Source organism: Streptomyces alboflavus (genome assembly GCF_000716675.1).
In the GTDB taxonomy this organism is placed as follows: Bacteria; Actinomycetota; Actinomycetes; order Streptomycetales; family Streptomycetaceae; genus Streptomyces; species Streptomyces alboflavus.
The window spans coordinates 1-23,531 of record NZ_JNXT01000027.1 but is presented as its reverse complement, the minus strand read 5'-3'; the positions used below and the strand labels follow the sequence as shown (position 1 = coordinate 23,531).

Annotated in this window: 26 protein-coding genes; 9 read left to right on the top strand and 17 right to left on the bottom strand. The window is 72.8% G+C overall.

The annotated features are described in order from the left end of the window. Positions 1–23 precede the first annotated feature (23 nt). The gene (locus OO63_RS21225; RefSeq protein WP_030360569.1) at positions 24–722 is read right to left on the bottom strand and encodes a class E sortase; all 699 of its coding nucleotides are present in this window, start codon (positions 720–722) and stop codon (positions 24–26) included. A gap of 23 nt (positions 723–745) precedes the next feature. Continuing rightward, positions 746–1,516, bottom strand: coding sequence for a DUF881 domain-containing protein (locus OO63_RS21220; protein WP_033264321.1), 771 nt, complete (start codon positions 1,514–1,516; stop codon positions 746–748). Positions 1,517–1,664: 148 nt separating this feature from the next. Here OO63_RS21220 and crgA point away from each other — a divergent pair, with 148 nt between their 5' ends. Continuing rightward, positions 1,665–1,922 (top strand): cell division protein CrgA, encoded by a 258-nt coding sequence (gene crgA, locus OO63_RS21215; RefSeq protein WP_030360567.1) that lies wholly within the window; start codon positions 1,665–1,667, stop codon positions 1,920–1,922. 378 nt (positions 1,923–2,300) lie between these two features. On the opposite strand, the gene OO63_RS21210 is transcribed toward crgA, so the two are convergent. Beyond that, a complete protein-coding gene (locus tag OO63_RS21210) occupies positions 2,301–3,197 on the bottom strand; it encodes a rhomboid family intramembrane serine protease (RefSeq protein ID WP_030360566.1) in 897 nt (298 codons plus the stop codon). A gap of 133 nt (positions 3,198–3,330) precedes the next feature. Then, complete coding sequence (locus tag OO63_RS21205) at positions 3,331–3,864, bottom strand: peptidylprolyl isomerase (RefSeq protein WP_030360565.1); 534 nt, start codon at positions 3,862–3,864, stop codon at positions 3,331–3,333. A gap of 287 nt (positions 3,865–4,151) precedes the next feature. On the opposite strand from OO63_RS21205, the gene OO63_RS21200 reads away from it, so the two are divergent. After that, complete coding sequence (locus OO63_RS21200; RefSeq protein WP_030360564.1) at positions 4,152–4,874, top strand: DUF5324 family protein; 723 nt, start codon at positions 4,152–4,154, stop codon at positions 4,872–4,874. A gap of 210 nt (positions 4,875–5,084) precedes the next feature. Here the strand turns inward: OO63_RS21200 and OO63_RS21195 are convergent, their stop codons facing one another. The 4 genes from OO63_RS21195 to OO63_RS21180 all read right to left on the bottom strand — a co-directional run bounded on the left by OO63_RS21195 (position 5,085) and on the right by OO63_RS21180 (position 9,239). Beyond that, positions 5,085–5,801, bottom strand: coding sequence for an ANTAR domain-containing protein (locus OO63_RS21195; RefSeq protein ID WP_030360563.1), 717 nt, complete (start codon positions 5,799–5,801; stop codon positions 5,085–5,087). Further along, positions 5,798–6,661 (bottom strand): GAF domain-containing protein, encoded by an 864-nt coding sequence (locus OO63_RS21190; RefSeq protein ID WP_030360562.1) that lies wholly within the window; start codon positions 6,659–6,661, stop codon positions 5,798–5,800. The genes OO63_RS21195 and OO63_RS21190 overlap by 4 nt, the downstream gene beginning before the upstream one ends. Before the next feature lie 158 nt (positions 6,662–6,819). Then, complete coding sequence (locus OO63_RS21185) at positions 6,820–8,685, bottom strand: CheR family methyltransferase (protein WP_030360561.1); 1,866 nt, start codon at positions 8,683–8,685, stop codon at positions 6,820–6,822. Beyond that, positions 8,685–9,239, bottom strand: a complete 555-nt coding sequence (locus tag OO63_RS21180) for a chemotaxis protein CheB (RefSeq protein ID WP_051811052.1) — start codon at positions 9,237–9,239, stop codon at positions 8,685–8,687. The genes OO63_RS21185 and OO63_RS21180 overlap by 1 nt, the downstream gene beginning before the upstream one ends. 321 nt (positions 9,240–9,560) lie before the next feature. On the opposite strand from OO63_RS21180, the gene OO63_RS21175 reads away from it, so the two are divergent. After that, on the top strand, positions 9,561–10,256 hold the full coding sequence (locus OO63_RS21175) for a M23 family metallopeptidase (RefSeq protein ID WP_078619265.1): 696 nt from the start codon (positions 9,561–9,563) through the stop codon (positions 10,254–10,256). Between the two features lie 29 nt (positions 10,257–10,285). Here OO63_RS21175 and OO63_RS21170 read toward each other — a convergent pair whose 3' ends face one another. After that, complete coding sequence (locus OO63_RS21170; protein WP_030360558.1) at positions 10,286–10,567, bottom strand: hypothetical protein; 282 nt, start codon at positions 10,565–10,567, stop codon at positions 10,286–10,288. A gap of 219 nt (positions 10,568–10,786) precedes the next feature. On the opposite strand from OO63_RS21170, the gene OO63_RS21165 reads away from it, so the two are divergent. Further along, positions 10,787–11,053, top strand: a complete 267-nt coding sequence (locus OO63_RS21165) for a chaplin (protein WP_030360557.1) — start codon at positions 10,787–10,789, stop codon at positions 11,051–11,053. A gap of 87 nt (positions 11,054–11,140) precedes the next feature. Here the strand turns inward: OO63_RS21165 and OO63_RS21160 are convergent, their stop codons facing one another. From OO63_RS21160 to OO63_RS21125, 8 genes are all read right to left on the bottom strand, one after another. After that, complete coding sequence (locus OO63_RS21160; protein WP_030360556.1) at positions 11,141–12,010, bottom strand: tyrosinase family protein; 870 nt, start codon at positions 12,008–12,010, stop codon at positions 11,141–11,143. 45 nt (positions 12,011–12,055) lie between these two features. Further along, positions 12,056–12,457, bottom strand: a complete 402-nt coding sequence (locus OO63_RS21155) for a tyrosinase cofactor (RefSeq protein ID WP_051811051.1) — start codon at positions 12,455–12,457, stop codon at positions 12,056–12,058. A gap of 46 nt (positions 12,458–12,503) precedes the next feature. Next, positions 12,504–13,166: a vitamin K epoxide reductase family protein gene (locus OO63_RS21150; RefSeq protein WP_030360554.1), complete on the bottom strand. Its 663-nt coding sequence runs from the start codon at positions 13,164–13,166 to the stop codon at positions 12,504–12,506. Further along, positions 13,166–13,669, bottom strand: a complete 504-nt coding sequence (locus OO63_RS21145; RefSeq protein ID WP_030360553.1) for a DUF5949 family protein — start codon at positions 13,667–13,669, stop codon at positions 13,166–13,168. The genes OO63_RS21150 and OO63_RS21145 overlap by 1 nt, the downstream gene beginning before the upstream one ends. Positions 13,670–13,872: 203 nt before the next feature. Next, positions 13,873–14,121: a chaplin gene (locus tag OO63_RS21140; protein WP_030360552.1), complete on the bottom strand. Its 249-nt coding sequence runs from the start codon at positions 14,119–14,121 to the stop codon at positions 13,873–13,875. Positions 14,122–14,248: 127 nt separating this feature from the next. After that, on the bottom strand, positions 14,249–14,527 hold the full coding sequence (locus OO63_RS21135; protein WP_030360551.1) for a hypothetical protein: 279 nt from the start codon (positions 14,525–14,527) through the stop codon (positions 14,249–14,251). A 102-nt stretch (positions 14,528–14,629) separates the two neighbouring features. Beyond that, positions 14,630–15,301 (bottom strand): hypothetical protein, encoded by a 672-nt coding sequence (locus OO63_RS21130; RefSeq protein ID WP_030360550.1) that lies wholly within the window; start codon positions 15,299–15,301, stop codon positions 14,630–14,632. Between the two features lie 299 nt (positions 15,302–15,600). After that, positions 15,601–15,840, bottom strand: coding sequence for a chaplin (locus OO63_RS21125; protein WP_030360549.1), 240 nt, complete (start codon positions 15,838–15,840; stop codon positions 15,601–15,603). Positions 15,841–16,124: 284 nt separating this feature from the next. On the opposite strand from OO63_RS21125, the gene OO63_RS21120 reads away from it, so the two are divergent. The 5 genes from OO63_RS21120 to murJ are packed head-to-tail and all read left to right on the top strand — an operon-like array spanning position 16,125 to position 23,436. Then, the gene (locus tag OO63_RS21120) at positions 16,125–17,240 is read left to right on the top strand and encodes a hypothetical protein (protein ID WP_030360548.1); all 1,116 of its coding nucleotides are present in this window, start codon (positions 16,125–16,127) and stop codon (positions 17,238–17,240) included. 44 nt (positions 17,241–17,284) lie between these two features. Then, positions 17,285–18,562: a glycosyltransferase gene (locus tag OO63_RS21115; protein ID WP_030360547.1), complete on the top strand. Its 1,278-nt coding sequence runs from the start codon at positions 17,285–17,287 to the stop codon at positions 18,560–18,562. After that, entirely contained in the window at positions 18,559–20,166 is a 1,608-nt protein-coding gene (locus OO63_RS21110) for a sugar transferase (RefSeq protein ID WP_030360546.1), read from the top strand. The genes OO63_RS21115 and OO63_RS21110 overlap by 4 nt, the downstream gene beginning before the upstream one ends. A gap of 4 nt (positions 20,167–20,170) precedes the next feature. Further along, positions 20,171–21,643 carry an O-antigen ligase family protein gene (locus OO63_RS21105; protein ID WP_063750436.1) on the top strand — a complete coding sequence of 491 codons (1,473 nt, stop codon included), beginning with the start codon at positions 20,171–20,173 and terminating at the stop codon, positions 21,641–21,643. Continuing rightward, a complete protein-coding gene (gene murJ, locus OO63_RS21100) occupies positions 21,640–23,436 on the top strand; it encodes a murein biosynthesis integral membrane protein MurJ (protein ID WP_051811050.1) in 1,797 nt (598 codons plus the stop codon). The genes OO63_RS21105 and murJ overlap by 4 nt, the downstream gene beginning before the upstream one ends. Positions 23,437–23,531 lie beyond the last annotated feature (95 nt).

The window sequence follows — 23,531 nt, the reverse complement described above, 5'->3', positions numbered from 1 at the left end:
AGCCGTCGCCGTTCGGCACCAGACTAACGGCGCAGTGCCTCGGGTTTCCCGGCCTCCACGGGCTGGGTGGCGTCGAGGTGGGCCCAGGCGATCAGACGGTGGCTGTGGCCCCACTCGGGTTCACAGGTGGTGAGGGTGAGATAGCGGCCGGGCTCGCGGTAGCCGGACTTGCGCGGGACGGGGTCGATGACACCGATGTCGGCGGGCAGGGTGCGGTACGGCTTCCTGTCGATGCGGTACGTGAACCAGGTGGTCCCGTCGGTCAGGACGACGGCGTCGCCGGGGCGCAGCTCGGGGAAGTCCTTGAAGGGGTCGCCGTAGGTGCGGCGGTGCCCGGCGACGGCGAAGTTGCCCTTCTGGCCGAGCTGGGCGGTACGGGCGTAGTGGCCGAGGCCCTTCTTGAGGGTGCCGGTGGCGGTGCCCTGGAGCACGGGCTTGTTCCACGTGAAACCGAAGCGCGGGATGTACATGACGGCGAAGGGCTCGCCGTCCTCGTACTTGGTGTGCAACGCGAGGAGCGGGGCCCCTCGGCCGCTCTTCCCGTCCCTCGCGGCCAGGGACTGCTCGGCCCACTGGTCCTGAAGGCGGTCGATCTGGTGGTCCATCGCGCGGTCGGCCTTCACGCCGGTCCAGAAGAGCACATAGACCACGAAGAGCACGATCACGGTGCCGACAGTGATGCACAGTTCGCTGAACGTCCTGACGAGCGCGCGTACGGACACCGCTGGGACCTCCCGGGCGAGGGCTACTCCACAGGCTTCGCGTAATGGAGATCCACTGTGCCCGAGTACCCGGGAAGAGTCACCGCCCCGTCGTCGTCGACTTTCCAGCCGAGGCCGTAGGCGTTGACGTACAGCATGTAGTTCTGGATCTCCGGGGAGGCCGCGAGGGACTTCCTGAGCTTGTCCGGGTCACCGACGGCGGTGACCTTGTACGGCGGTGAGTAGACGCGGCCCTGGAGGATCAGGGTGTTGCCGACGCAGCGCACGGCGCTGGTGGAGATCAGGCGCTGGTCCATGACCTTGATGCCCTCGGCGCCGCCCTGCCACAGCGCGTTCACCACGGCCTGCAGGTCCTGCTGGTGGATGACCAGGTCGTTGGGCTGCGGCTCGGGGTAGCCGGGGAGCTTGGCGGTGGCGTCCGGCGGGGCGTCGGTGAGGGTGACCGTGACGGCGTCGCCGCTGAGCCTGCGGGTGCCCGCGTGCTTCTCCAGGGCCTTCAGGCGGGCGTCGTCGGCCTTGCTTCCGGGGCTGTCGCGCTGGGTCAGGGAGTCGACGTCGCCACGCAGGGAGCCGTTGGACTCCTCCAGGTCCTTGTTCTCGCGGCTGCGTTCCTGGATGAGGTCGGAGAGCTTCAACAGGGAGGCGTCCGTACGGATGTTGGTGCCCTTGGCCGTGTTGAAGCTGGTGACGAAGATGAGGCCGGCGAGGGCGAAGACGGCGATCGTGAGGAGCCGCACCGGGCGCCAGCGGCGGCCTCGACCGGTGCCTCCCGGGAAGTCGGCAGAATTGCTCAACGTACCCTTATCTCCTTCACCGCCGCGGAAGCACTACGCTAACGGACGCCCGGGGGAGGACTTCGCGCACCGTAGCGCCGAAGAACCCGCCCCGCGTCACACCCCGTTCCCTGCGCGGCCACGCAGCGCATCGACAGGAGAGACCCTCGTGCCGAAGTCACGTATCCGCAAGAAGGACGACGACTACACGCCGCCGTCGTCGAAGAAGGCGACGAACATCAAGCTGACCAGCCGCAGCTGGGTGGCTCCGGTGATGCTGGCCATGTTCCTGATCGGCCTGGCCTGGATCGTCGTCTTCTACGTCACGGACGGAAAGCTGCCGATCGACCCGCTGGGCAACTGGAACATCGTCGTCGGCTTCGGCTTCATCGCGGCCGGGTTCGGCGTCTCCACGCAGTGGAAGTAGCGGTTCCACGCAGCTGAGGGCACGGCGGGCGGGCACACGTGTGCCGCGAGAGCGGAAACGAAGCCCGTCCGCAAGCCCTGGCCTGAGTTATCCACAGCGCGAGCACCGCCATCCACAGACCTGGGGAAAGGTCTGAAGATCTGTGGATAACTCTCAGAAGGTTGACGCCGGTGTGACTGGCCCACTGCCGCGCACCGGCCCGCAGACCCCTTGTCCCGCCTGGGAAAACCCGGATCGGCGACGCGAGGAACACCCGTTCCCCACTTCGTGCACAAGATCGGGCACAGACTGTGGACAACACGGGTGCGCGCGCCGGTCCACGCACATCACGTGGGGACCGGCGCGCGCACCTCAGTGAGCTGGGCCACCTGCCGCACCTCAGGTGAGCTGGGCCGTCCTCAGCACCACGGTCACCACGATCACCACGAACACCGCCGCGCACGTCCCCCACTGCACCAGGGCGCGCCGCTCACGCGGGGCGTGCACCATGCCGTACGCGATGGCGACACCGGCGATCAGGCCGCCGATGTGAGCCTGCCAGGCGATGCCGTCCAGCCTGAACGTGAAGAACAAGTTCAGCGCGAGGATGATGAGCACCGGACGCATGTCGTAGTTCAGGCGTCGCATCAGGACCGCCGTCGCGCCGAGCAGGCCGAAGATCGCGCCGGAGGCGCCGAGGGAGGCCTTGCTCGCGTCCTCCAGGAGATAGGTGAGGGCGCTGCCGCCGAGGCCGGACAGCATGTACAGCGTCAGATAGCGGGCCCGGCCGAGCGCCGCCTCCAGGGGGCCGCCGAGCCACCACAGGCCCAGCATGTTGAACGCGATGTGCCAGATCTCCTGGTGCGTGAACATCGACGTGACCAGGCGATACGCCTGACCGTCCGCGACGCCCTCGGTCGGCACGAAGGGATGCGGCGGCCACTCGCCGATCAGCACCAGGTCGCTGAGCAGGCTGTCGCCGCGCACCCGGACCGCGACGAACACCAGCAGGTTGATCGCCAGGATGATCTTCGTGAGCAGCCGGGGGTCCTGGGCGATCGTGCCCCCCGCGAGCGTGCGCGGCTGGGTGGCCGCCGGCGAGTGCCCGGTGCCCGAGCCGCCCCGGACGCACTCCGGGCACTGGAAGCCGACCGAGGCGCTGATCATGCACTCCGGGCAGATCGGCCGCTCGCAGCGCGTGCAGGTGATGCCGGTCTCCCGGTCCGGATGCCGGTAGCACGTCGGCGGGCCCTGCGCGTCCCGCGGCTCCTGCGGGCTGCCTGGCGCCTGGTCCATTGCGGTCCCCTCATTCTCCGTACGAAGGCGGCTTGGCGAACGCGCCGCCCCGCCCTTCCTCTACGGATGGGCGGGGCGGTTTGGTTCCCTCACGGGTGCGCCGCGCGGGCGTGCCCGGAGCTCGCGTCGGCGCTCAGCCCTCGCGCGTCTCGATGACGACGGACTCGATCACGACGTCGTTGACCGGGCGGTCGGTGCGCGGGTTGGTCTGCGTACCGGCGATGGCGTCCACGACCTTCTTGCTCGCGTCGTTGGTGACCTCGCCGAAGATGGTGTGCTTGCGCGTCAGCCAGGCCGTCGGCGACACCGTGACGAAGAACTGCGAGCCGTTGGTGCCCGGGCCCGCGTTGGCCATCGCGAGCAGGTAGGGCTTGTCGAAGGCCAGGTCGGGGTGGAACTCGTCCTCGAACTCGTAGCCCGGGCCGCCGGTGCCATTGCCCAGCGGGTCGCCGCCCTGGATCATGAAGCCACTGATCACCCGGTGGAAGACGGTGCCGTCGTACAGGCGGTCCGAGGACTTCTTGCCGGTAGCGGGGTGCACCCACTCGCGCTCGCCCTGGGCGAGCTCAACAAAGTTCTTGACCGTCTTGGGCGCGTGATTCGGCAGGAGCCGGATCTCGATGTCGCCCTGATTGGTCTTCAGGGTGGCGTAAAGCTGCTCGGCCACGATCTGCCTTCCGTTGTCCTCTGTGACCCTCCGATCCTCGCACGGACCGGATTGGGACGAGTAGCCACCGACTGGGCGCGCGCCGCGGGGATCCGTGGCATTGTCGACGGCAAGCTCCGCTCGTACCGAATTGGGCGCGTTCACGACGTACCGCACGGGTCGATCTCACGGGGAGCGGCCGATGACCCGGATGCCCGCCCTCGCATGCCCCGGATCCTCCCGGCAGGCATGATCCCGGTAAGGGTGGAAAGGTGACATACCTATACGCCACCAAGGAGGAGGATCCCGTGACCCGCAAAGACAGCGTGCGCGCCGCGGCCGACTCGGCGAAGGACAGCGTGCGGCACGCCGCGGACGCGGTGGCCCCGTACGCGGACAAGGCGGCCGAGGCCAAGGACAAGGCCGCGCATCTGGCGCAGGAAGCCCGGACGCGGCTCGCGCCGAAGGTGTCGCACGCCGCCCACACGGCCGCCGACCAGGCCCGAGTCCAGTTCGACGCGCATGTGGCACCGCGCGTGGAGCAGGCCCGCAGCCATGTGCCGCCGAGGGTCGACCACGCGGCGCACGAGGCCGCCGTCCGCACCCGCAGGGCCGCGCGTCAGGCAGCCGACTTCTCGAGGCCCCGCGTCGAGCACGCCGTGGCCGTGGCCGGGCCGGTCCGCGAGGAGGCCGCCGCCCGCGGCGCCGCGGCGCTCGCCGCGCTGCGCGGTCAGGTCTCGCCCGAGCAGATCGGGCAACTGGCCCGCAGGAACGAACGCCGGGCCCGCGCCGGGCGTCTCGCCAAGCGGCTCGCCGTCCTCGGCGTGCTCGCGGCCGGCGCCGTCGCCGTGTGGAAGTGGTGGGACAAGCAGGCCAACCCGGACTGGCTGGTCGAGCCCCCCGCGGCCACGGAGGTCCCCGACCGGGCCCCGCTGACCTCGGTCGACGGCAGCGCCCAGGCGTCCCTCGACCCCGAGGTCCAGGCCAAGCAGGCCGAGGCCGAGGCGGAGGGGCGCGAAGAACGGGGCTGAGGCCGGGGGCCGTGGCAGCAGTCACGGCCCACCGAGCCCCTGAACGGGAGTGCCGACGGGCCGAGCCCCTGAACGGGAGTGCCGACGGGCCGAGCCCCTGAACGGGAGTACCGGTGGGCCGAGCCCCTGACCAGCACTGCCGACGGGCCGATCCCCTGACCAGCACTGCCGACGGGCCGAGCCCCAGACCAGCAGTACCGGCGGGGCGGCTCACAGCATGAGTCGCCCCTCCACCACTTCCTGCGCCACCCCGGTCAGCTTCCGCTGCCGCGCACGCGCGTGCCCGCGGAGGATCCCGAAGGCCTCGTCCATGGAGAGCGACCGCTGGGCCGCGAGCACGCCTTTGGCCTGTTCGATGACGAGGCGGCTGGTCAGGGCGTGCTCCAACTGCCCGGCCAGGGTGCGGCTGCGGCTCAGCTCCAGGTCCCGCGTCAGCGCGATGGCCACGATGTCCGCGAGCGACTGGCCGAACTCCAGTGCCTCGTCGGTGAGCCGCGCCTCCTCGCCCCCGAACAGCACCAGCGCGCCGATGGGCTCCTCGCGCCCGCGCAGCGGCCGCGCCGCGACCTCGGTGTAGCCGAGCGCGAGGGCGCGCGGCACATAGTGCGGCCAGCGCTGGCGGGCGACCGCCCGCCGCAGGTCTGTCCGTGGCACCGGATTCCCGGTCGCCCGGCAGTAGGGACCCGGCCCCTGGCTCCGTTGCTCGGCGTCGAGGATCAGGTCCCTGGCCGCGTCCTCGGAGGCATAGACCTCGCCGCCCCCGGTGCCCGGCAGGGCGACCAGGACACCGCAGGCGCGGGCGCCGACGAGGTCCCGGCTGTGGGCCGCGAGCGCGGCGAGCAGGACAGGGGGGTCGAGCGGCAGATCGGGGTTGCCCCCGGCCAACTCCACGAAGATGTCAGCCAGATGCTGGCGTGGCGTCGTCATGACGGCCCTTCCGGGGTGAGCTTGAGATCACCGGCCACGATGCCCCGCGCGAAGGTCTCCAACGGAACCCCCAGGGTGAAGGCGCGGGCCTTGATGAGTGCCAGCGCGTCGTCGACACACCGGCCGATGTGCACGGACAGCACGCCCGCCGCCTGCTGCACGACCTCCCGGTGGTCGATCCCGCCGTACAGCTCCGGGTCGGCGTCGGAGTCCAGGAGCACCGTGCGGGTCAGCGCCCCGACGACGTCCGCGAACGCCCGGCTGCCGACGAGCCCGGGACGCGGGTCGAACACCGCGAGCGCGCCGAAGCAGCGCCCGGTGGTGTCCAGGGGGACGGCGGCGACCTCGTGGACGCCGAGCGCGGTCAGGGCGGGGCCGTAGCAGGGCCAGCGCTGCTCGATCGCGTCGCACGAGGCGCGGACGGTCCGGCAGCCGGTCGTGGCGTCCCTGGTGGGGCCCTCACCGAGCATGAACTCCAGGTCCTGGGCGGCGCGCGCGGGTTCGCTGGACGCGGCGACCGCGAGCTGGCTGTGACCGGCGTCGACGAGGGTGAGCGCCACGCTGCTGGTTCCGCACGCCTCGGCGACGCCGGTCATGAACTTCGGCCTTGTCCCGTGCCCCCGCCGCCACCCCGCGAGGCTGCGCGCGAAGGCTTCCTGGAGCCGCGCCGACGAGCGGTGACAGCTCGCCGTGGAGCGCAGCATCAGGGCGAGCTGCGCGTACACGTCGTTCCCCGAGTCCACCGCCCGCTGTTCGTACCGCTCGGCGGCTTCCTCCGCACTCCGTGCCCGTTCCCGCGCCCGTGCCGCACGGCGCCATGCTGCCGCCGCTTGTTCGGCGGAGCCATCGCCCGTGGTCATGGCCAGCAGCGTACGCCCGGGGATCGATCCGGAGGAGGCGGTTTCGGGCTTCTCCGGCCGACACGGCTTGAATCGGTCATCGCGGCACACGCCGTCTCCGCACGCGTGACGTGCGAAGACGGCCGTGCGTCTACGCCCTCTCTACGACAGCGGTCACGTCAGTCGGCGGACGCGCCGGGACCCTCCTCCATGAGGAGCACCACGCCCCCGTGGTGACCGGCGAACGGCGAGCACACCACGTTGCACACGATGGAGCGGCCGATGCGGTTCACGGCGCGGATCGCGGCCATGTCGGTGCGCTTGCCGGAGTCGACGCACCTCTGGACGACCGACCGCAGCTCCTCGGTGGGCAGCCCGAAGTCGAGCTTGAAGAACGCCTTGTCGGCGACCTCGTCCGCACGCAGGCCCCACAGCTCGGCGGCGCCGCGGTTCCAGCTCTTGACCCGCTTCTCCGCGTCCAGGACGACCACACCCGCGGCGACGCTGCTCATCACGCCCTCCAGGAAGGCGCGGGCCTCGTCCAGCTCCTCGCTGCGGATGCGCATCTCCTCGTTCATCGTCTCCAGTTCCTCGTTGCCGGACTGGAGCTCCTCGTTGGTGGTCTCCAGCTCCTCGTTGGTCGACTGGAGTTCCTCGTTGGTGGTCTCCAGCTCCTCGATGCTCGACTGGAGTTCCTCGTTCGTGGTCTCCAGCTCCTCGTTCGTCGACTGGAGTTCCTCGTACGCCGTCTCCAGCTCCTCGCGTACGCGCTTTATCTCCGACGTGAGCCGCGTGTTGACCGTGACGTCAGTGAACGTGATGACGGTGGCGGCGGCCAGGCCGGTGGGGCCGGTGAGCGGCTGGATGAGGATGTCGAAGTACTGGACCTCCTCGCCCACGCGCCGTTCGACGCGGTTGACCCGCAGGGTTCTGCGCTCGTGTGTCGCCTGCTCGATCAGGGAGCGCAGTTCGACCGGCCGGTAGGAGATCTCCAGGTCCTGGAACGGGCGGCCGAGATCGTTCGTGGTGAGGGCGAACTGCAGCCGGGCGGTGCTGTTGATCAGCGCGACGACGCCCTCGGCGTCGAGCGCCACGGCCGGGACCGGGATGGCGTCGAGGATGAGGTCACGCGTCTGCCGGTTGCGCGCCACCGTGCGCTGTTCCGCGCCGACGACGGCCCTGATCTTCAGCGGCGCGGGCTGATAGGGCGGCCCGGCGTCGCCCGGCCTGCGGCGGAAGACCCGCTGGCGCATGCTGACCACCTCGAAGCGGTCGGCGTCGTTGAGGAGCATCTCGGCCTTGCCCAGGAAGAGATGGCCGCTCTCCCGCAGCGCGAAGTGGAAGCGGTCCACGATCTGGGCCTGCGCCTCGACGTTGAAGTACATCAGCGTGTTGCGGCACACCAGCAGGTCGAGCCGGGAGATGGGGGCGTCCCGGGTCACGTCGTGCCGCCCGAAGATGACCCGGCGCCGCAGGTCGGGCCGGAAGCCGTACTGCGCGCCGTTCTGCTCGAAGTACTTCTCGCGCAGCTCCGCGGGCAGCGCTTCGAGGGACTTGGCGCTGTAGAGGGCGGTGCGGGCGTCCCGCAGCGCCTCCTCGTCGACGTCCGTGCCGTAGATCTTGACGCGGTTGAGGGCCTCCTCGACGCCGAGGGCCTCGGCGAACATGATCGCCAGGGAGTAGGCCTCCTCACCGCTGGAGCAGCCCGCACTCCACACCCGGATCTCGTCGTGCGGCTCCTTGTCGGCAAGCAGTTCGGGGACGACCTCGCGCTGCAGGAACGTCCACGCGTCCGGGTCGCGGAAGAGGGACGTGACGTTGATCAGGATGGTGTTGAACAGCGCGCTGAACTCGTCCGCGCTGGTCTCGAGGCGGTCCCGGTAGTCCGCGTACGACCGCACATCGATGTCGGACATCCGCTTGCGGATCCGCCGCCCCAGGGAGGAGCGCTTGTACCCCGTGAAGTCGAAGCCGCGGGCGTCCCGCAGAAAACCGAGGAGGTCCTCCAGTTCCTCGTCCGTCTCCGCGTCCCGCACGTCAGCCATCACTGCCTCTTGTCCTCGACGAGCCCGCGAATGACCGCGGCGATCTCCTCCAGAGGTAGCACGAAGTCCACGGCGCCCGTACCCACAGCCGCCTCCGGCATGCCACTGAACTCGGCCGTTCTCGGATCCTGCACGATGACGGTGCCCCCGCGTGCCTTCACCGCGGCCACGCCCATCGCGCCGTCCTTACCCGTCCCCGTCAGGACGCAGGCGATCGCCCCGCGCCCGAACGCCCCCGCCACGGACGCGAACAGAGGATCGGCGGAGGGCCGCACGAAGTGCACGAGCGCGCTGTCGGACAACGTCAGGACGCCGTCGGCGTCCACCAGGAGGTGCCGGTCCGGCGGGGCGATGTACACGGTGCCGGGCAGCGCACGCTCGTTCTGCTCCGCGAGCTTCACGCTCAGCCCGGTGCGCCGGCCGAGGACCTCGGCGATGACCGTGCGGTGGCGGGGGTCCAGGTGCTGGACGAGGAGGACGGGCACCGGGAGCTCGGGGCCGAGGCCGTCGAGCAGCACGGCGACACCGTGTACGCCACCGGCCGACGCGGCCATGGCCACGATCGAGTAGGACGTCTCCGCGTCCCGCGTGCGAGCGTCTGCCGGCTGCTCCGCCGACCGATGAGCCGTCACGCGGCCGAGCCTAGCGCGGGCCGGTCATGAGCAGGCGGGGCACGACGAGGCGGACGGCTCCCGCGGCCGTTCACCCTCCCGTGTGCGCCCCGCGCACGGCTCGCGCCTGCCCGCGCCCGGCACCCGACCGCCCGCGCCGGGACCCGCGGCCCCGCGCCCGGCGGCCCGTCCGGCTCCCCGCCCTTACGCCATGCGGCCCAACCGGCCGTGCGTGCCGGTGCCGTGGCGCGTGTGCTTGCAGGTATGGGCTACGACATAGACGGCCCGCGCGAAGCGGGCACCACACGACGGGACGCGCTCGGCCTCGCCGCGGGCCTGCTGGCAGGTGGCGCGCTGGCAGTCACGACGGCGACCCCCGCGTCGGCGGACGACGACGAATGGACCGTGCCGGGCGAGTTCTGGACCCCCGAGGCCGAGGACTGGTGCGTCGCGGACTTCGACGAGGAGTTCGAGGCCGACCTCGCCGCGGCGGAGGCCCTGCTCCCCGAGGAGGACAGCCGCGGCCTCGGCGCGGCGGCGGCCCCCAAGGGCCGCTACACCCGGCCGCTGCGCCGCCGCTACCGCGTCACCTCGCGCTACGGCGTGCGCGGCAACTGGGCCGCCGGGCACCACACCGGCATCGACCTGGGGGTGCCGCGCGGGACCCCGGTGTACGCGGTGACCAGCGGGGTCGTGGTGCTCGCCCGCTGGTCGGGGGCGTACGGCAAGGCCGTGACGGTACGGATGCCGGACAAGCGCTATGTGCTGTTCGCGCATCTCTCGCGGATCTCGGTGCGCCAGGGCCAGCGCATCCGCACCGGCGCCCGCATCGGCTACAGCGGCGCCACCGGACGTGCCACGGGCCCGCACCTCCACTTGGAGATACGGGCCCGGCGCGGCTACGGCACGGACATCAACCCCGTCTCCTACCTGGCCAGGCGAGGGGTACGGCTGCTGTAGGCGGCTTGTCCGCGAGCGTCGGCCGCGGGCTACTGGACGGCGGGCACCGCGTTGGTCACGGGCGCCACCAGGTCGGTGAGCTGGTGCAGTTGGTGCAGCTGGTGCAGACCGCCGAGCTGGTCGGCGACCTTGGGCACCTCGGCCCTGCGCTCGGCGGGGATGCTCGACGTCTGCAGCTCGTCGATCGTGTCCAGGACGGAGATCTTGGACGCGGTCGACGCGTCGGTGGACGCGTGCGCGGCGGGCGCGGCCAGCGCAGCGGCACCGGCGGCGAGGGAGACGGCGGCCATGAGTCGGCGTGCTGATGTCATGCCCTCACAAACGCCCGGGCGCGGTGAAGGATACGGCCCACGGAACGCTGTCACTCAGGAAGCGCACGCCCGCTCCAGAGGGCTTTCCCGCATTCCTCGACTCCTCGTACGACACGAATACGCAAAGCCTCACCCGGCGTGACTTCGTGTCAAGAACGTGCGTTAGAGGAACGCGGCCGTCCTTATGCGGCCGTATTTCCCCAGTCAAAGGAGAACGTGATGTCTCGCATCGCGAAGGCAGCCGCTGTGACGCTCGGCGCGGGTGCCGTCGTACTCAGCGGTGCCGCGCTTGCCTCGGCGGACGCGGGCGCGCAGGGCAAGGCCGTCGGCTCCCCCGGTGTGGTCTCGGGCAACCTGATCCAGGTCCCCGTCAACGTTCCGGTGAACGTCTGCGGCAACACCGTCGACGTCATCGGCCTGCTGAACCCGGCGTTCGGCAACCAGTGCGCCAACAAGGGCGAGCTGCACGGCGGCTACGGCAAGTGACGCCGAGCGGGGCCCCCGGCATCGGCCGGGGGCTTCGCTGTGTGCGGGTGCCGCCCCCGCGGGCGGCACCACCCCGCCGGGGCGGCGCTACTCGGCGTACCGGTAGACCGACTTGTGGCTGAGCATGTCCTGCGGCGTCGTCCGCCACGGCGGCATCGGCTCGCGGCGGGCGACAATGCGCTGGTACTGCGCGTCGCCGAGGGTGGGCGGCTTGGCCGGGAGGTACGGGGCGGAGTCGGGGCGCTTTCGCTGCCACCGGCTCCACAGCAGGTCCACGAAGGCGTGGTTCAGCCAGAAGACGGGGTCGTTGACGGAGGCGCCGCCGAGCATGTGCCCGCCGACCCAGCGGTGCACCCGGTTGTGGTTGCGCCAGCGCGCGCTGCCGCTCTCCTCCGTCCAGCCCTCAAGTCGGTTGCGGAAGCCGCGCCGTGAGGTGGAGTCCCAGGGCTCGACGTCGTACACCGTCTCCGCCATCGCCCACGCCACGTCCTGGCGGGTCGGCAGCTCCAGCGGGTCGGCGCGGCGCCCGAGGTCGCGGGTGAGGAAGTCCCCGTCGGTGACGGCCTCCTTGACGACCCAGCCGTTGCCGCGGGCGAAGGGACCGGTCGTGACCCGCCGGTCGGAGCGCCGGCCGTTGCCACCCATCAGGTCCTCGCCCCACAGGGACGCGGCCGGGCTGCGGTCCTTCGTCCAGTCCCAGTACGGCACGGTGACGCTGTCGTCGATGCGGCGCAGCGCCCGCTCGAAGTCGAGCAGGAAGCGGCGGTGCCAGGGCAGGAAGGTGGGCGTCATATGGGCGACGCGCAGCCGGTCGTCGCCGTCGGAGACGTAGAAGTCGATGTGCGTGCGCACGAACTCGTCGTACTCGCCCCGGCGTTTCAGGCGCAACACGGCGTCGACGAACCGGCGCCGCTCGGCCCGGCTGAGGCTGTTCTGGTTCTTGCGCGTGTAGGCCATGGCAGTCGCTGTCCGTCCGTTCTCCGGTCCCGGTGCGGGCGGGGCTCAGTGGAGTCGACCGCTCAGGGTCTGGTACGAGCCGAGTTCGTCGACCGCGCCGCGGGCGGCCGCCAGGGGCGTCGCGTACGACTGGTAGTGGTCCACCATGCTCAGATAGCTGCCGTCGGCGCGGCGCATCAGGCCGAGCGGCTGCCCGTCGACCGTGACCCGCCAGCCGTCGGGCCCGTGCTCGCGCTCGCCCGTCGTGGGCTCGCCCTGGATGCGCCGGCCGCGGTACGTCTCGTCGAACCCGGGCCCGCCGGGCGCCCCCGGCAGCCCCTCCCGCTCGTCCTTCTCGCGCAGCCCGCGAAAGGCGCCGACGGCTCCGAGGGCCGCCGCGGCCGCGACGGCGATCAGATGACGGCGCTTCAGCCGGTTGGCTCCGCTGACTCTGCTTACGGACGACACCGCGGCATTCTCCTCCCGCACGGGGACGCTTTCGACGAAATCGCGGTCAGCTCATCCAGAAATCCCACCAACGGGTGAGAATCAGCATGCCGATGACGCCCGCGTGCAGCACCGGGAGAACCCAGGTGAAGTCATTCATGAACGTACGCAGCCACGCGGGCGCGGGCAGAAGTCCATGGCGCACGTTGTGCGAGGTCACGTACCAGAACATGAGGATCGTGGCGGCCCACGCCAGACAGCACCACAGACACAGCGCGTTGACGCGGTAGAACGACTGGAATTGCAGCCAGGTGCAGAATCCGACGCCGAAGAGCGTGCCCGCGTTGAACGTCAGCCAGTACCAGCGGGGCAGGCGGGCCCCGGCGAGGAGGCTCGCGCCGACGCAGAGGACGACGGCGTACGCGGCGAGGCCGAGCAGCGGGTTGGGGAACCCGAACACCGCGGCCTGCTCGCTCTTCATGATGCTGCCGCAGGACACCACCGGGTTCATGCTGCACCCGGGGACGTAGTCCGGGTCCTTCAAGAGCTGGAGCTTGTCGAGGGTGATGACCCAGGAGGCGAGCAGCCCCGCCGCCGCCGTGAGCACGAGCAGCAGGGCGAGGCCGCGCCCGCCCCCGGCCGTCCGGGAGTCGTCCGGCCGGGGGGCGGTGGCGGGCCGGGCTCCGGAGACCTGCGCCGGTACCCGTCCCGTGGTCGCGACGGTGCGCATCAGGCGCGCAGCCTGCGCACGGGCAGCAGGCAGTGGGCCGCGTTCAGCATGGTGTCCTCGGACCCGGCGAAGTCGCGCAGCGCCTCCTCGGAGACGGGGCTGCCGGGCTTGCCCTCGGGCCAGGCCACGGTGGTGATCATGAAGTAGGCGTGGCCGCGCTGTTCGACGGCGGCGAGCCACTCGGGCGGAACGACGCACTGCGCCTTGACGTGGGGCATGTTCACGACGGCCTGCTCGGCCTCGACGAGGAGGCTGACCGGCAGGGAGGGGGTGCGGGCGCCGTCGAGGACGGGTCCGCCGAGGGGCAGTTGCTCGTTGCGCAGGAGGGTGCGCATGGCCTCGGCCGTGGCCTCGGGTCCGCCTTCGGCGTCGCCCAGGGAGTAGGCCAGGAGGAAGGCCATGTCCTGCTCGTCCTCCGGGTGTTCGCCGCTCCAGGCGAGGACGGCGAGGGTGCCGAGGTCGGTCACCCGGAAGGTGCGCTGTTCGTTGGAGGTTGAGGTCATGGGCTGCACGCTATAGACGCGTGCGGGCCGCCCGAATCCCTTTGTCACCTGTCTGGCGGAGCGCGGAAACGGCATCACACGATGGGGTCAGCGGGCCACCGGACTTGACGCGCCCGGTCCGCCGACGACGAAGGGCCGGTCCCGGCGGTGTGTCGCCGGACCGGCCCTTTCGCCTCCGGGTGCGGAGGCGTCCCCGAGGGGTTTCAGTCGTTGACGGCCGAGTTGCCGAACGCCGGGTTGAGGGCGCCGATCAGGTTGGCCGTGTTGCCGGAGACGTTCACCGGGACGTGCACCGGGACCTGGGCGAGGTTGCCGGAGCCGACGCCCGGGGAGCCGACCGCCGCGCCCTCGGCGCTGGCGCCGTCACCGCTGGCGAAGGCACTGCCGGACGCGGCACCCGCGGCGAGTCCGGCGGCGGCGATGACGAGTGCGGCCTTCTTGACATTCTTCATGATCAAAACCTTTCCTTGGGTTTACGCCAGCCTATGGACATGAATGCGGAAAGCTTCGCAATAACACGCCCACACGTTCTCGCCCCTCATTCCCCCATTACGCGACGGCTCGGTGAGGGGAAGTCCACTACTTCTGGAGCGGAAGTCCACCGAGCAGCTTCGCGGGACCGCCGCCCTGGTTCACACTCTCCGCGGCGTCCGTGACGGTGTTGACGACGGAGTCCTTGTTCTCGGTGTCCAGCATGTTCGTGCTGACCGGCTTGGTGTCCAGCATCGACTGGCCGAGAACGGTCTCCAGGCCGCCGTTCAGGCTGGTGGGCGTCAGGTCGCTGGCCATGGCGGGCGCGGCGACACCGGCGACGGCCATCGACCCGGCCAGGACAGCGGCAGCCTTGAGGGACTTCATCGTGTTCCTTTCTTCGGCGACTTTAGGAATGGGGTCCACAATTCCCCCCGCCGCTCCGGGGTACGGGAGCGGCGGGTGGCGAAGGTGCGGGGCGCGGCGGCCTCAGACCGGGAGCTTGGGCAGCGGCAGCGCGTCGGTCGGCAGCTTGGGCAGCGCGGGCAGGCCGGGCAGGTTCGGCACCGGCAGGCCGCCGCCGAGGACGGTGGCGACGACGACGTTGACCAGGCCGGTGACGACCGCCGTCGCCGCCGGCAGGACGGCCGCCACGTCGCCCCCGGTGGCAGCCTTGATGAGGCTGTCGACCGCCTTCTGCAGCGCGGCCAGGGCGTCGCCCTTGAGGTCCATCGGCGCCTTGGCGGCCGGCGCGCCGCCCAGGGCCGGGAGCTGCGGGGTCGCCGGGAGCTGAGGCGTCGCCGGGAGCTGCGGGGTCGCGGGGAGCTCGGCGCCCTTGGGGGCCGCGGCCGTGACCTTGGCGATCGCGTCCTTGACGGCGTCGGCGTGCTTCGTTGCGTCCGCGGCCGGGAGCTGGCCGTTGTCCGCCTTCAGGACGCCGTCGAGCAGGTCGGTGACCGGCTTGAGGACGCCGCCGATGTCGCCGAGCGTCTTCACCTGCGCCAGGAGCGCGTCGGCGCCGGGGACGGGTGCCTGCGGCGCGGCTGCCGCCTCGCGCGTCGTGTCGTCGTGGGTCGCGGCGTAGACGGGGCCCGCGGTGCCGAGCAGCAGCGCGGTGCACAGGAAGGTGGTCGCGATGCGCCGTACAGGCAGAGCTCGCATAGGTCATTCCCCTTTCAGTGGTGCGTCGGATCCTGTGATCACCGTCTAAACGGTGACCACGGTCCGCAACCGAGCGACCACGTTCTGTGGTCTTCCGGCTCCGGCGGAACCGGCATCGGCGCAGGTGAGAAGGGAGAACGACGGCGTGTCGCGCGGCCCGGCGGACGACGCCCATCCGGGGTACCGGAGTACTTTCGACCGGCAGCGCCCGCACACGAAGCGGCGGCCGCCCCCGGAACCGGGGACGACCGCCGCTGTGCCGACTCTGCGTCAGGCGCTGTACGCCGAACGGCCGTACGTCAGTCGTTGACGCAGGTGTTGCCGAACGCCGGGTTCAGCAGACCGATGACGTTGATGCTGTTGCCGCACACGTTGACGGGAACGTGCACCGGCACCTGGATGGCGTTGCCCGAGATGACGCCGGGGGAGTGGGTGGCGGCACCCTGCGCGCCACTGTCGGCGGCGGCGACACCGGCGCCACCCGCGACGGCTGCGGCGGCGACGGCGGACAGGGCGAGGGCCTTGCTGGTACGCGACATGGAGTACTGCTCCTTGTTCTGATGCTGGTGATGCTTCAAGCCGTGCGTGATGCCCGGTGTGGGGATCAACTGAGTTCCCCGACAGTCGGTTGTGCGCCCAGATGAGTGATGTCTTCCTCGCGGTTCGGCCACACGCTTCACCAATCCGACACACGCCACCAAGTCATCAGAAACTCCCGCAATAAACGCTACTGTTGCGCTTCCTTCTGAGTCTATTTCCGTCATACGCGCTCAGATCCACACATTTAATGCGATCAACCGCACCGTGGAAGGCCAGTGCCGTCATGCGTCATCTTCTGCGCCCGCGTCGTGTGCTCGCCGTCCTGCTCGCCCTCACCGGATGCCTCTCGCTGACCGGCACCGGCACCGCGGCCCCGGGCACGGACACCGCCGCCCCCGCGGGCGAGAAGCCCCGCATCGCCTTCGCACAGCGCTACCACGCGGTCCAGCACGGCGGGATCGTCCGAGCCGCCAACTCGGCGATCACCTGCCGCCGTCCGGTGTCCCGCGCGGCGGCCCCGTGCGCGGACGTGCGGCGCGGCGGCCCCGGCGCGAACCACGACTTCGAGATGTTCTACACGGACATCGACCGCGACCCGAACACGTACAACTCCAGCGCGGGCGAGGTCCGGCTGCCCGCCGGGTCCCGGGTCTCGTACGCCCGCCTCTACTGGGGCGGCAACCTCCGCGTCGGCGAGCAGAAGCCGCCCAAGGACAACGGCCGGGTGCTGATCGCCGAGCCCGGCGGCAGCTACCGCGCCGTCCTCGCCGACACCCTGACCGGCCACCGGGTCGCGGGCGGCGCGGACGCGTTCCAGGCGTCCGCCGACGTCACCTCGCTGGTCCGGAGCTCCGGCTCGGGGCTCTACACGGTCGCGCAGGTCAATGTGGCGATGGGGCACTCCAAGGCCGGGGCGTGGGGCGGCTGGACGCTGGTCGTGGCGTACGAGAACGCGGCGCTGCCGAAGCGGTCGCTCGCGCTGTGGGACGGGTTCGACTCGTTCGGCGCACCGGGGCAGCGGCACACGGTGCGGATGAAGGGCGTTGCCGTGGCGCCCGGCGCGGCGGGCGGCGGCGGGGTCGTCGGGCTCGTCGCGTACGACGGCGACCGGGGCGTGCGCGGGGACGCGGTGCACGTGTCCGCGGGGCGCGGCAGGCCCGTGCCGCTCTCGGACCGCGCCAACCCCGCCGACGACGTACTGAACTCGACCGTCAGCGAGCCCGGCAGGCCGGCCCGCAGGAGCCCGGCGTACGCCAACACCCTGGGTTACGACTCCGACGTGCTGCGCCTGCCCGACCGGCTGCGCGGACAGCGCGGCGACTTGACGGTGCGGATGTCCGCGCGGCGGGACGCGGCCTGGACGGGTGTGCTCTTCGCCGCCGTCGACGTGAAGCGGTAGCGCGTATTCCGTCGTCCTGACCCTAGGAACTCAAGGAGTCGTGCATGCAACTGCCGTCGAACTCCTCCCCCGCGCCGCGCGTCCTGCACGTCAGCCAGCCCGTCGACGGCGGCGTCGCCCGCGTCGTCACCGACCTCGTCAGGGCGCAGCGCGCCGCGGGCATCGACGTGCACCTGGCCTGCCCCGACGGCGGCACCCTCGCCCGCTCGGCGGCGCCCGTCCCCGTGCACCCGTGGGCGGCGGCCCGCTCCCCCGGGCCCGGCCTGCGCGCCGAGGTGCGCGACCTCGCCCGGGTCGTGGACGCCGTCCGGCCCACCCTCGTGCACGCGCACAGCGCGAAGGCGGGGCTCGCCGCCCGGGTCGCCGTGCGCGGGCGCGTGCCGACCGTCTTCCAGCCGCACGCCTGGTCGTTCGAGGCCGTCGACGGCAGCGTCGCCCTGCTCGCCCGCACCTGGGAGCGGCACGCGGCCCGCTGGACGGCCCGCACCCTGTGCGTCAGCGAGGCGGAACGGGACACCGGCCGCCGCGCGGGCATCGCGGGGCCCTGCTCCATCGTGCCGAACGGCATCGACCCGGAACGGTTCGTCCCCGCCGACCGGCGTGCGGCGCGCGCGGGGCTGCTCGCGGCGGCCGACGGCCCGTGGGGTCTTGACGCTCCCCGGGCGGTGGCCGCCCCCTGGGTGGTGTGCGTCGGCCGGCTCTGCCGCCAGAAGGGGCAGGACGTGCTGCTGCGCGCCTGGCCGACGGTGGCGGCGCGGGTGCCGGGGGCCCGGCTGATCCTGGTCGGCGACGGGCCGGAGGCGGGGGCGCTGCGGGCGGGAGCGGCGGACTCAGCCGGGCTTGCCGACGCGGCCGACTCGTCCTCGGCCTCGCACTCGCCCCCGTCCCGACCCTCGTACACGTCCCCACCCGCATCCCCGTCCGTGACCTTCGTCGGCGCGGCCGAGGACACCGCGCCCTGGTACCGGGCGGCCGACGTGGTCGTGCAGCCGTCCCGCTGGGAGGGCATGGCGCTCGCTCCCCTGGAGGCCATGGCCTGCGCCCGGCCCGTCGTCCTCACCGATGTGGACGGCGCCCGCGAGAGCCTGCCGCCCGCGCACCACGCCCACGCCCTGGTCCCGCCCGAGGACCCGGACGCGCTGGCCGACGCCCTGACGGCCCTGCTGCGCGACCCGGCCCTGCGGGAGTCCCTGGGCACACAGGGGCGCGCCCACGTCCTCGACCACCACGACGTGCGCCGTACGGCGGCCGCGGTCGAAGCGGTGTACCGCGAACTTCTGGGCCCGGCGCCCACCGAGCACAGGGAGTGCAGCACCACGTGAGCGCGGAACGTACCGTCACCTCGGCGTCCGGACACCCACGGCAGGACGAGCGGCACCGCACCGGACCGCTCGTCGTCGCTCCCCGGGGAGCACCGGCCGGCAGCGCCGGACGCCGCGGCGGACCGCCCGTCCACCGCGGCCACCGGGCCCTCGCCCCGCTCACCGCCGACGTGTTCGCCGCCGTGACGGCCGCCCTGCTGCTCCCGGACCCGTACCGCTCCCCGGCCCTGCTCGCCCTGCTCCTCACCGGCGTCCTCGCCCTCAACACCCAGGGCAGGCTGTACGAGGACACGCTCGCGCCGTCCCTCCTCGACGAGCTGCCCGCCCTCGCCTGGCGGATCGCCCTCGCCTGGTGCGCCGCCGCGGTCCTCGCCCCCGCCGTGACCCCGGCGCTCGCCCCGGGCCTCCCCCTGATGACCCCGTTCACCCCGATGCCCCCGGCCACCCTGCTCACCGCGGCCGCGCTGCACGGCGTGCTCGGCGCGGGCGGCCGTGCCCTCGCGCACTGGCACCGCAGGGCGGCGGCCGCGCGCAGGCCCCGCCCCGTCCTGGTGCTCGGCCACGGCGGCCAGGCGCGGAGCGTGGCGGCGGCCCTGCTGCGGCGGCCGCGGTGCGGGGTGCGGCCGGTGGGGGTCGTCGGGGACGCGGGAGACGCGGGGGACGCAGAGCACGAGCAGCAGGCGGACGCGTACGCGTACGAACGGGGCGCGGGGCCTGACGGCGGGCCCGGCGGCGCGTCTGAGCAGCACGTGGGCGCCCACGGCGGTGCGGCGCCCGAACTTCCCCTGCTGTCCTCCGAGGACGAACTGCACCGCGCCGTCATCCAGAACGACGTCCGCGCCGTCCTGCTCCTGTCCGGCCGCGCCCCCGCCGACGACACCCGCGCCGCCGCCCTGCGCTCCCTGGGCTGCGAGCTGTGGGAGGTCGACCCGCGCGGCCCGGCCGTGCCCGTGCCGCGCGACCGCGCCCGCCCCCTGTTCGTGGCCGGATTCCGCTGCCGCCCGCTGGTGGCCGCCGACCGGCCGCGGCCGAGCGCGGGCAAACGGGCCCTCGACGTGGCCGTGTCCGGCACCCTGCTCCTGCTCACCGGACCGCTGCTGCTCGCCTGCGCGCTGGTGCTCCGCGCCACGGAGGGCCCGGGTGTGGTGTTCCGCCAGGAGCGCGTCGGCAAGGACGGACGGCTGTTCACGCTCCTGAAGTTCCGCACCCACCGCCCCGCCGACCCCCAGGAGTCGGCCACCCGGTGGAGCGTCGCCGACGAGCACCGCATGAGCCCCTTCTGCCGGTTCCTGCGCGGCACCTCCCTCGACGAGCTGCCCCAGCTGTGGAACGTGCTGCGCGGCGACATGAGCCTGGTCGGCCCGCGCCCCGAACGCCCCTTCTTCGTCGACCGGTTCAGCCTGCGCCACCCGCAGTACGCGTACCGCCACCGGATGCCGACCGGCATCACCGGCCTCGCCCAGATCCACGGCCTGCGCGGGGACACCTCCATCGAGGACCGGTGCCGCTACGACAACGCGTACATCGACAGCTGGTCGCTCTGGCAGGACCTGTGCATCCTGCTGCGCACGGTCGGGTGTCTGCTGCGCCGCACGGGGAGCTGATCGCGTGCCGCTGCCGCCCGCCCTCCGCCACGCGGCCACCGTCCTGCCCGTCGTGGCCCTCCTGGCCCTGCTCGCCCTGCCCCTCCCGGCGGGCGACGGCTCCGGGGGCACCCCCGCCGACGCGTTCTCCGCGCTGGTCGTCGGCTGTGCCCTCGTCCACGTCGTCCGCTCCGCGCGCCGCCCCCTGACCCGGAGCGCCGCCGTGGTCGTCGGCCTGCCCGTCGTCGGCATCGCCGCGGCCGCGTGCGCCTCCTCGTCGGCGGCGACCGGGGTCACCGGGGCCGCGCGCTACCTCCAGGTCTTCGTCCTCGTCCCCGCGGCCGTCCTCGTGCTGATCCGCGACGCCCGCCAATTCCGGGTGCTCGCCTGGGCATTCGTCGGTCTCGCGCTGTTCCAGGGCGCGCTCGGGGTGCACCAGAACCTCACCGGGACCGGGGCGTCGTACATGGGCGCGGACATCCGGGCGGTGGGCACGTTCGGGCCGACGGACGTCATGGGGATGGCGACCGTCGTGTCGTACGGGCTGATCGCCGCGCTCGCCCTCGCCTTCCGGCCGGACGCGCCCCGGCAGCGGGCCGCCGCGCTGGCCTGCGCGGGGCTGCTCACCGTGCCGCTCGCGCTGTCGTTCAGCCGGGGCGCGTGGATCGCGACGGTGGCGGCCTGCGGGGTGGTCCTTCTGCTCGCCGGGCCGCGGCACGCGCTGCGGGCCGCGCTCGTGGGCGCGGCGGCGGGCGTCGTCCTCGTGGCCGGGCTCGGCCTCGGCTCACAGCTGCTCCAGGACCGCCTGACCAGCATCACCGACGTCACGGACGCCCCCGACCAGTCCGTCACCGACCGGTACGCGATGTGGGCGGCCTCCGTCGACATGTGGCGGGACCACCCGGTGACCGGCGTCGGCCTCAAGGGCTTCCCCGAACACCGTGACAGCCACGCCTCCCTGGCCCTGTCCTCCGGCAGCGACACGGCGGGCGCGGGCGCCGAGTTCCGCCGCCAGCCGCTGCTCTCCCCGCACAACATGTACCTCCTCGTCCTCGCCGAACAGGGCCTCATCGGCCTGCTCACCCTCGCGGGCAGCTGGCTCGCCCTTCTGGTGTGCGCGGTGCGCGGGTGGACGCGGGTCCGGCCGCGGCGCGGCCGTGCGGGGGCCGGGGGAGAGCGCGCCGGAGGAGAACGCGGCAGGGGAGAGCGCGCCGGGGGAGAGCGCCTCGACTGCGCCCTCGCGGCCTGCGGCCTGCTGGTCTGGCAGCTGGTCGACTTCATGTACGCCGACATCGGCGGCCCGTCCACGGTGCTCACGGCGGTGGCGCTCGGGGGGTGCGCGTGGTGGGCGCTGCGGGGTTCGTCCGTACGGGAGGCGGGGTCCGGCCCGGCGGGTCCGGCGTGCGGGGCCGACTCTGCATTCGAGACCGACTCGGCGTGCGGGAGCGGGAGTTCGTACGGGGTGGATGTGCCGCGTGCCGTGGCGGGGGCGCGATGACGACGTTGCCGGGCACGGAGGCGGGGGCCGGGGGAGCCGCCGGGCCGGACCCCACCCTCCGTACAGACACATCCCCCGGCACCACCGCACCCCCCGCCGCCGACAAGCCCCCCGGCACCACCGTCGACATGCCTCCCGGCACCGCCGCCGACGCGCCCCCCGGCACCGAGCCACCCCCCGGCACCGACCCCGGCAACGCCTTCCTCGCCAAGGCCGCCGTCGTCACCGCCGTCCTGACCGTCGCCGGGTCCCTCCTCGGGCTCGTGCGCGACCAGGTGCTCGCGCACTTCTTCGGGGCCGGGAGCGCCACCGACGCGTTCCTGGTGGCCTGGACCGTGCCGGAGATGGCGGCGACGCTGCTCATCGAGGACGGGCTCGCCTTCTTCCTGGTGCCCGCGTTCAGCCTGGCGCTCGCGCGGCGCGCGGCGGCCGAAGGGACCGGCCCCGGGCCCGATCCGGTACGCGCCCTGGTCGCCGCCTCGCTGCCGAGGATGACCCTGTGGTTCGTGGGCGCCTGCCTCGCGATCGTCGCCGCGGCCCCGCTCCTGGTGACCGCGCTCGCGCCGGGCCTGCCGGACCCCGGGCTCGCCGTGGACTGCACGCGGCTGACCGCGACCTGCGCCCTGAGCTTCGGGCTCGCCGGGTACTGCAGCGCGGCCCTCCGCGCCCACCAGCGCTTCGCCGCGCCCGCCGCCGTGTACGTCGTCTACAACACCGCCATCATCGCCACCCTGTTCCTGCTCGCCGCGCCGCTCGGCGTGCGCGCGGCCGCGGTGGGCGTGGCCCTCGGCGGCGCGCTGATGGTCGTCGTACAGGCGCCCTTCCTGTGGCGGCAGTTGCGGCTGCGGGGCGCGGCCGGGGCTGCGGGGCGGGCGGCGCGGCCGGGGGAGCAGGCCGTACGCCTGGAGACGGCCGTCATCTGGACCGTGCTGCTGTTCGCGCTCTGCCGCCAGTCGCAGGTGCTCATCGAGCGGTTCCTCGCATCCTCGCTGCCCGCCGGGGCGATCTCGCATCTGAACTACGCGCAGAAGGTCGCGCAGATGCCGATGATCCTGTCGCTGATGCTGTGCACGGTCACCTTCCCGGTGGTCGCGCGGGCGCTGGCCGCGGGCGAGACCGAGCGGGCGCGGGACCGGGTCGAGCGGGACCTGGTGCTCGCCGGGTGCGTGGTGCTCTGCGGCGCCGCGGCGATCGTCGCCGTCGCGCCCGACCTGGTCCGACTCCTCTTCCAGCGCGGCGCGTTCACGGCGGCGGACACCGAGGCGACGGCGGCCGTCATGCGGGTGTACGCCGTCGGGCTGCTCGGCCACACGCTGGTGGGCGCCCTCGCCCGCGCCCACTTCTCCGTCGGCCGGGCCACCTGGGCGCCGCTGGCCGCGATGGGCGTCGGCATCCTCACGACGGCCGGGGCCGGCTTCCTGACGGTGGGCACGTGGGGCGTGTACGGCATCGCGGGCGCCAACGCGGCCGGGATCTGCGTCACGGCGGTGCTCCTGCTGTACGCACTCGGGCCGCGCGCCGTCCCCCTGCGCACGCGCGCCGTCGCCGGGCAACTGGGCCGCCTCACCCTCGCGGCCGCGTGCGCGGCGGGCCTCGGCGCCTGGTGCGCCCACCACGCCGGCCCGCCCGTGGCCGCGGTGGCGACGGGCGGCCTGGTGGTGGGGGTGTCGTTCCTGGCGGCCGGGTGGGGGCTCGGCGTACCGGCTCTGCGCACGGCCGCAGCCCGCGTGGGCGCCGCCGCGCGCCCCCGCGCCCCTCGCCCCGCCACACGAAAGCGACGCGATGACCGCTGACTTCACACAGCCCCCGAGACCCACGCGCCCCGGCACCACCCCAGCCACTCCCAACCCGCACCCGGCCACCCACCCACACCCCCACCCCCACCCCC

Bases quoted from the DNA above. Each gene is read 5' to 3' on its own strand.
- OO63_RS21210 (WP_030360566.1), bottom strand. From the start codon at position 3,197: ATGGACCAGGCGCCAGGCAGCCCGCAGGAGCCGCGGGACGCGCAGGGC.
- OO63_RS21195 (WP_030360563.1), bottom strand. From the start codon at position 5,801: ATGACGACGCCACGCCAGCATCTGGCTGACATCTTCGTGGAGTTGGCC.
- OO63_RS21190 (WP_030360562.1), bottom strand. From the start codon at position 6,661: ATGACCACGGGCGATGGCTCCGCCGAACAAGCGGCGGCAGCATGGCGC.
- OO63_RS21185 (WP_030360561.1), bottom strand. From the start codon at position 8,685: ATGGCTGACGTGCGGGACGCGGAGACGGACGAGGAACTGGAGGACCTC.
- OO63_RS21180 (WP_051811052.1), bottom strand. From the start codon at position 9,239: ATGGCCGCGTCGGCCGGTGGCGTACACGGTGTCGCCGTGCTGCTCGAC.
- OO63_RS21175 (WP_078619265.1), top strand. From the start codon at position 9,561: ATGGGCTACGACATAGACGGCCCGCGCGAAGCGGGCACCACACGACGG.
- OO63_RS21170 (WP_030360558.1), bottom strand. From the start codon at position 10,567: ATGACATCAGCACGCCGACTCATGGCCGCCGTCTCCCTCGCCGCCGGT.
- OO63_RS21165 (WP_030360557.1), top strand. From the start codon at position 10,787: ATGTCTCGCATCGCGAAGGCAGCCGCTGTGACGCTCGGCGCGGGTGCC.
- OO63_RS21160 (WP_030360556.1), bottom strand. From the start codon at position 12,010: ATGGCCTACACGCGCAAGAACCAGAACAGCCTCAGCCGGGCCGAGCGG.
- OO63_RS21150 (WP_030360554.1), bottom strand. From the start codon at position 13,166: ATGCGCACCGTCGCGACCACGGGACGGGTACCGGCGCAGGTCTCCGGA.
- OO63_RS21145 (WP_030360553.1), bottom strand. From the start codon at position 13,669: ATGACCTCAACCTCCAACGAACAGCGCACCTTCCGGGTGACCGACCTC.
- OO63_RS21140 (WP_030360552.1), bottom strand. From the start codon at position 14,121: ATGAAGAATGTCAAGAAGGCCGCACTCGTCATCGCCGCCGCCGGACTC.
- OO63_RS21135 (WP_030360551.1), bottom strand. From the start codon at position 14,527: ATGAAGTCCCTCAAGGCTGCCGCTGTCCTGGCCGGGTCGATGGCCGTC.
- OO63_RS21130 (WP_030360550.1), bottom strand. From the start codon at position 15,301: ATGCGAGCTCTGCCTGTACGGCGCATCGCGACCACCTTCCTGTGCACC.
- OO63_RS21125 (WP_030360549.1), bottom strand. From the start codon at position 15,840: ATGTCGCGTACCAGCAAGGCCCTCGCCCTGTCCGCCGTCGCCGCCGCA.
- OO63_RS21120 (WP_030360548.1), top strand. From the start codon at position 16,125: ATGCGTCATCTTCTGCGCCCGCGTCGTGTGCTCGCCGTCCTGCTCGCC.
- OO63_RS21115 (WP_030360547.1), top strand. From the start codon at position 17,285: ATGCAACTGCCGTCGAACTCCTCCCCCGCGCCGCGCGTCCTGCACGTC.
- murJ (WP_051811050.1), top strand. From the start codon at position 21,640: ATGACGACGTTGCCGGGCACGGAGGCGGGGGCCGGGGGAGCCGCCGGG.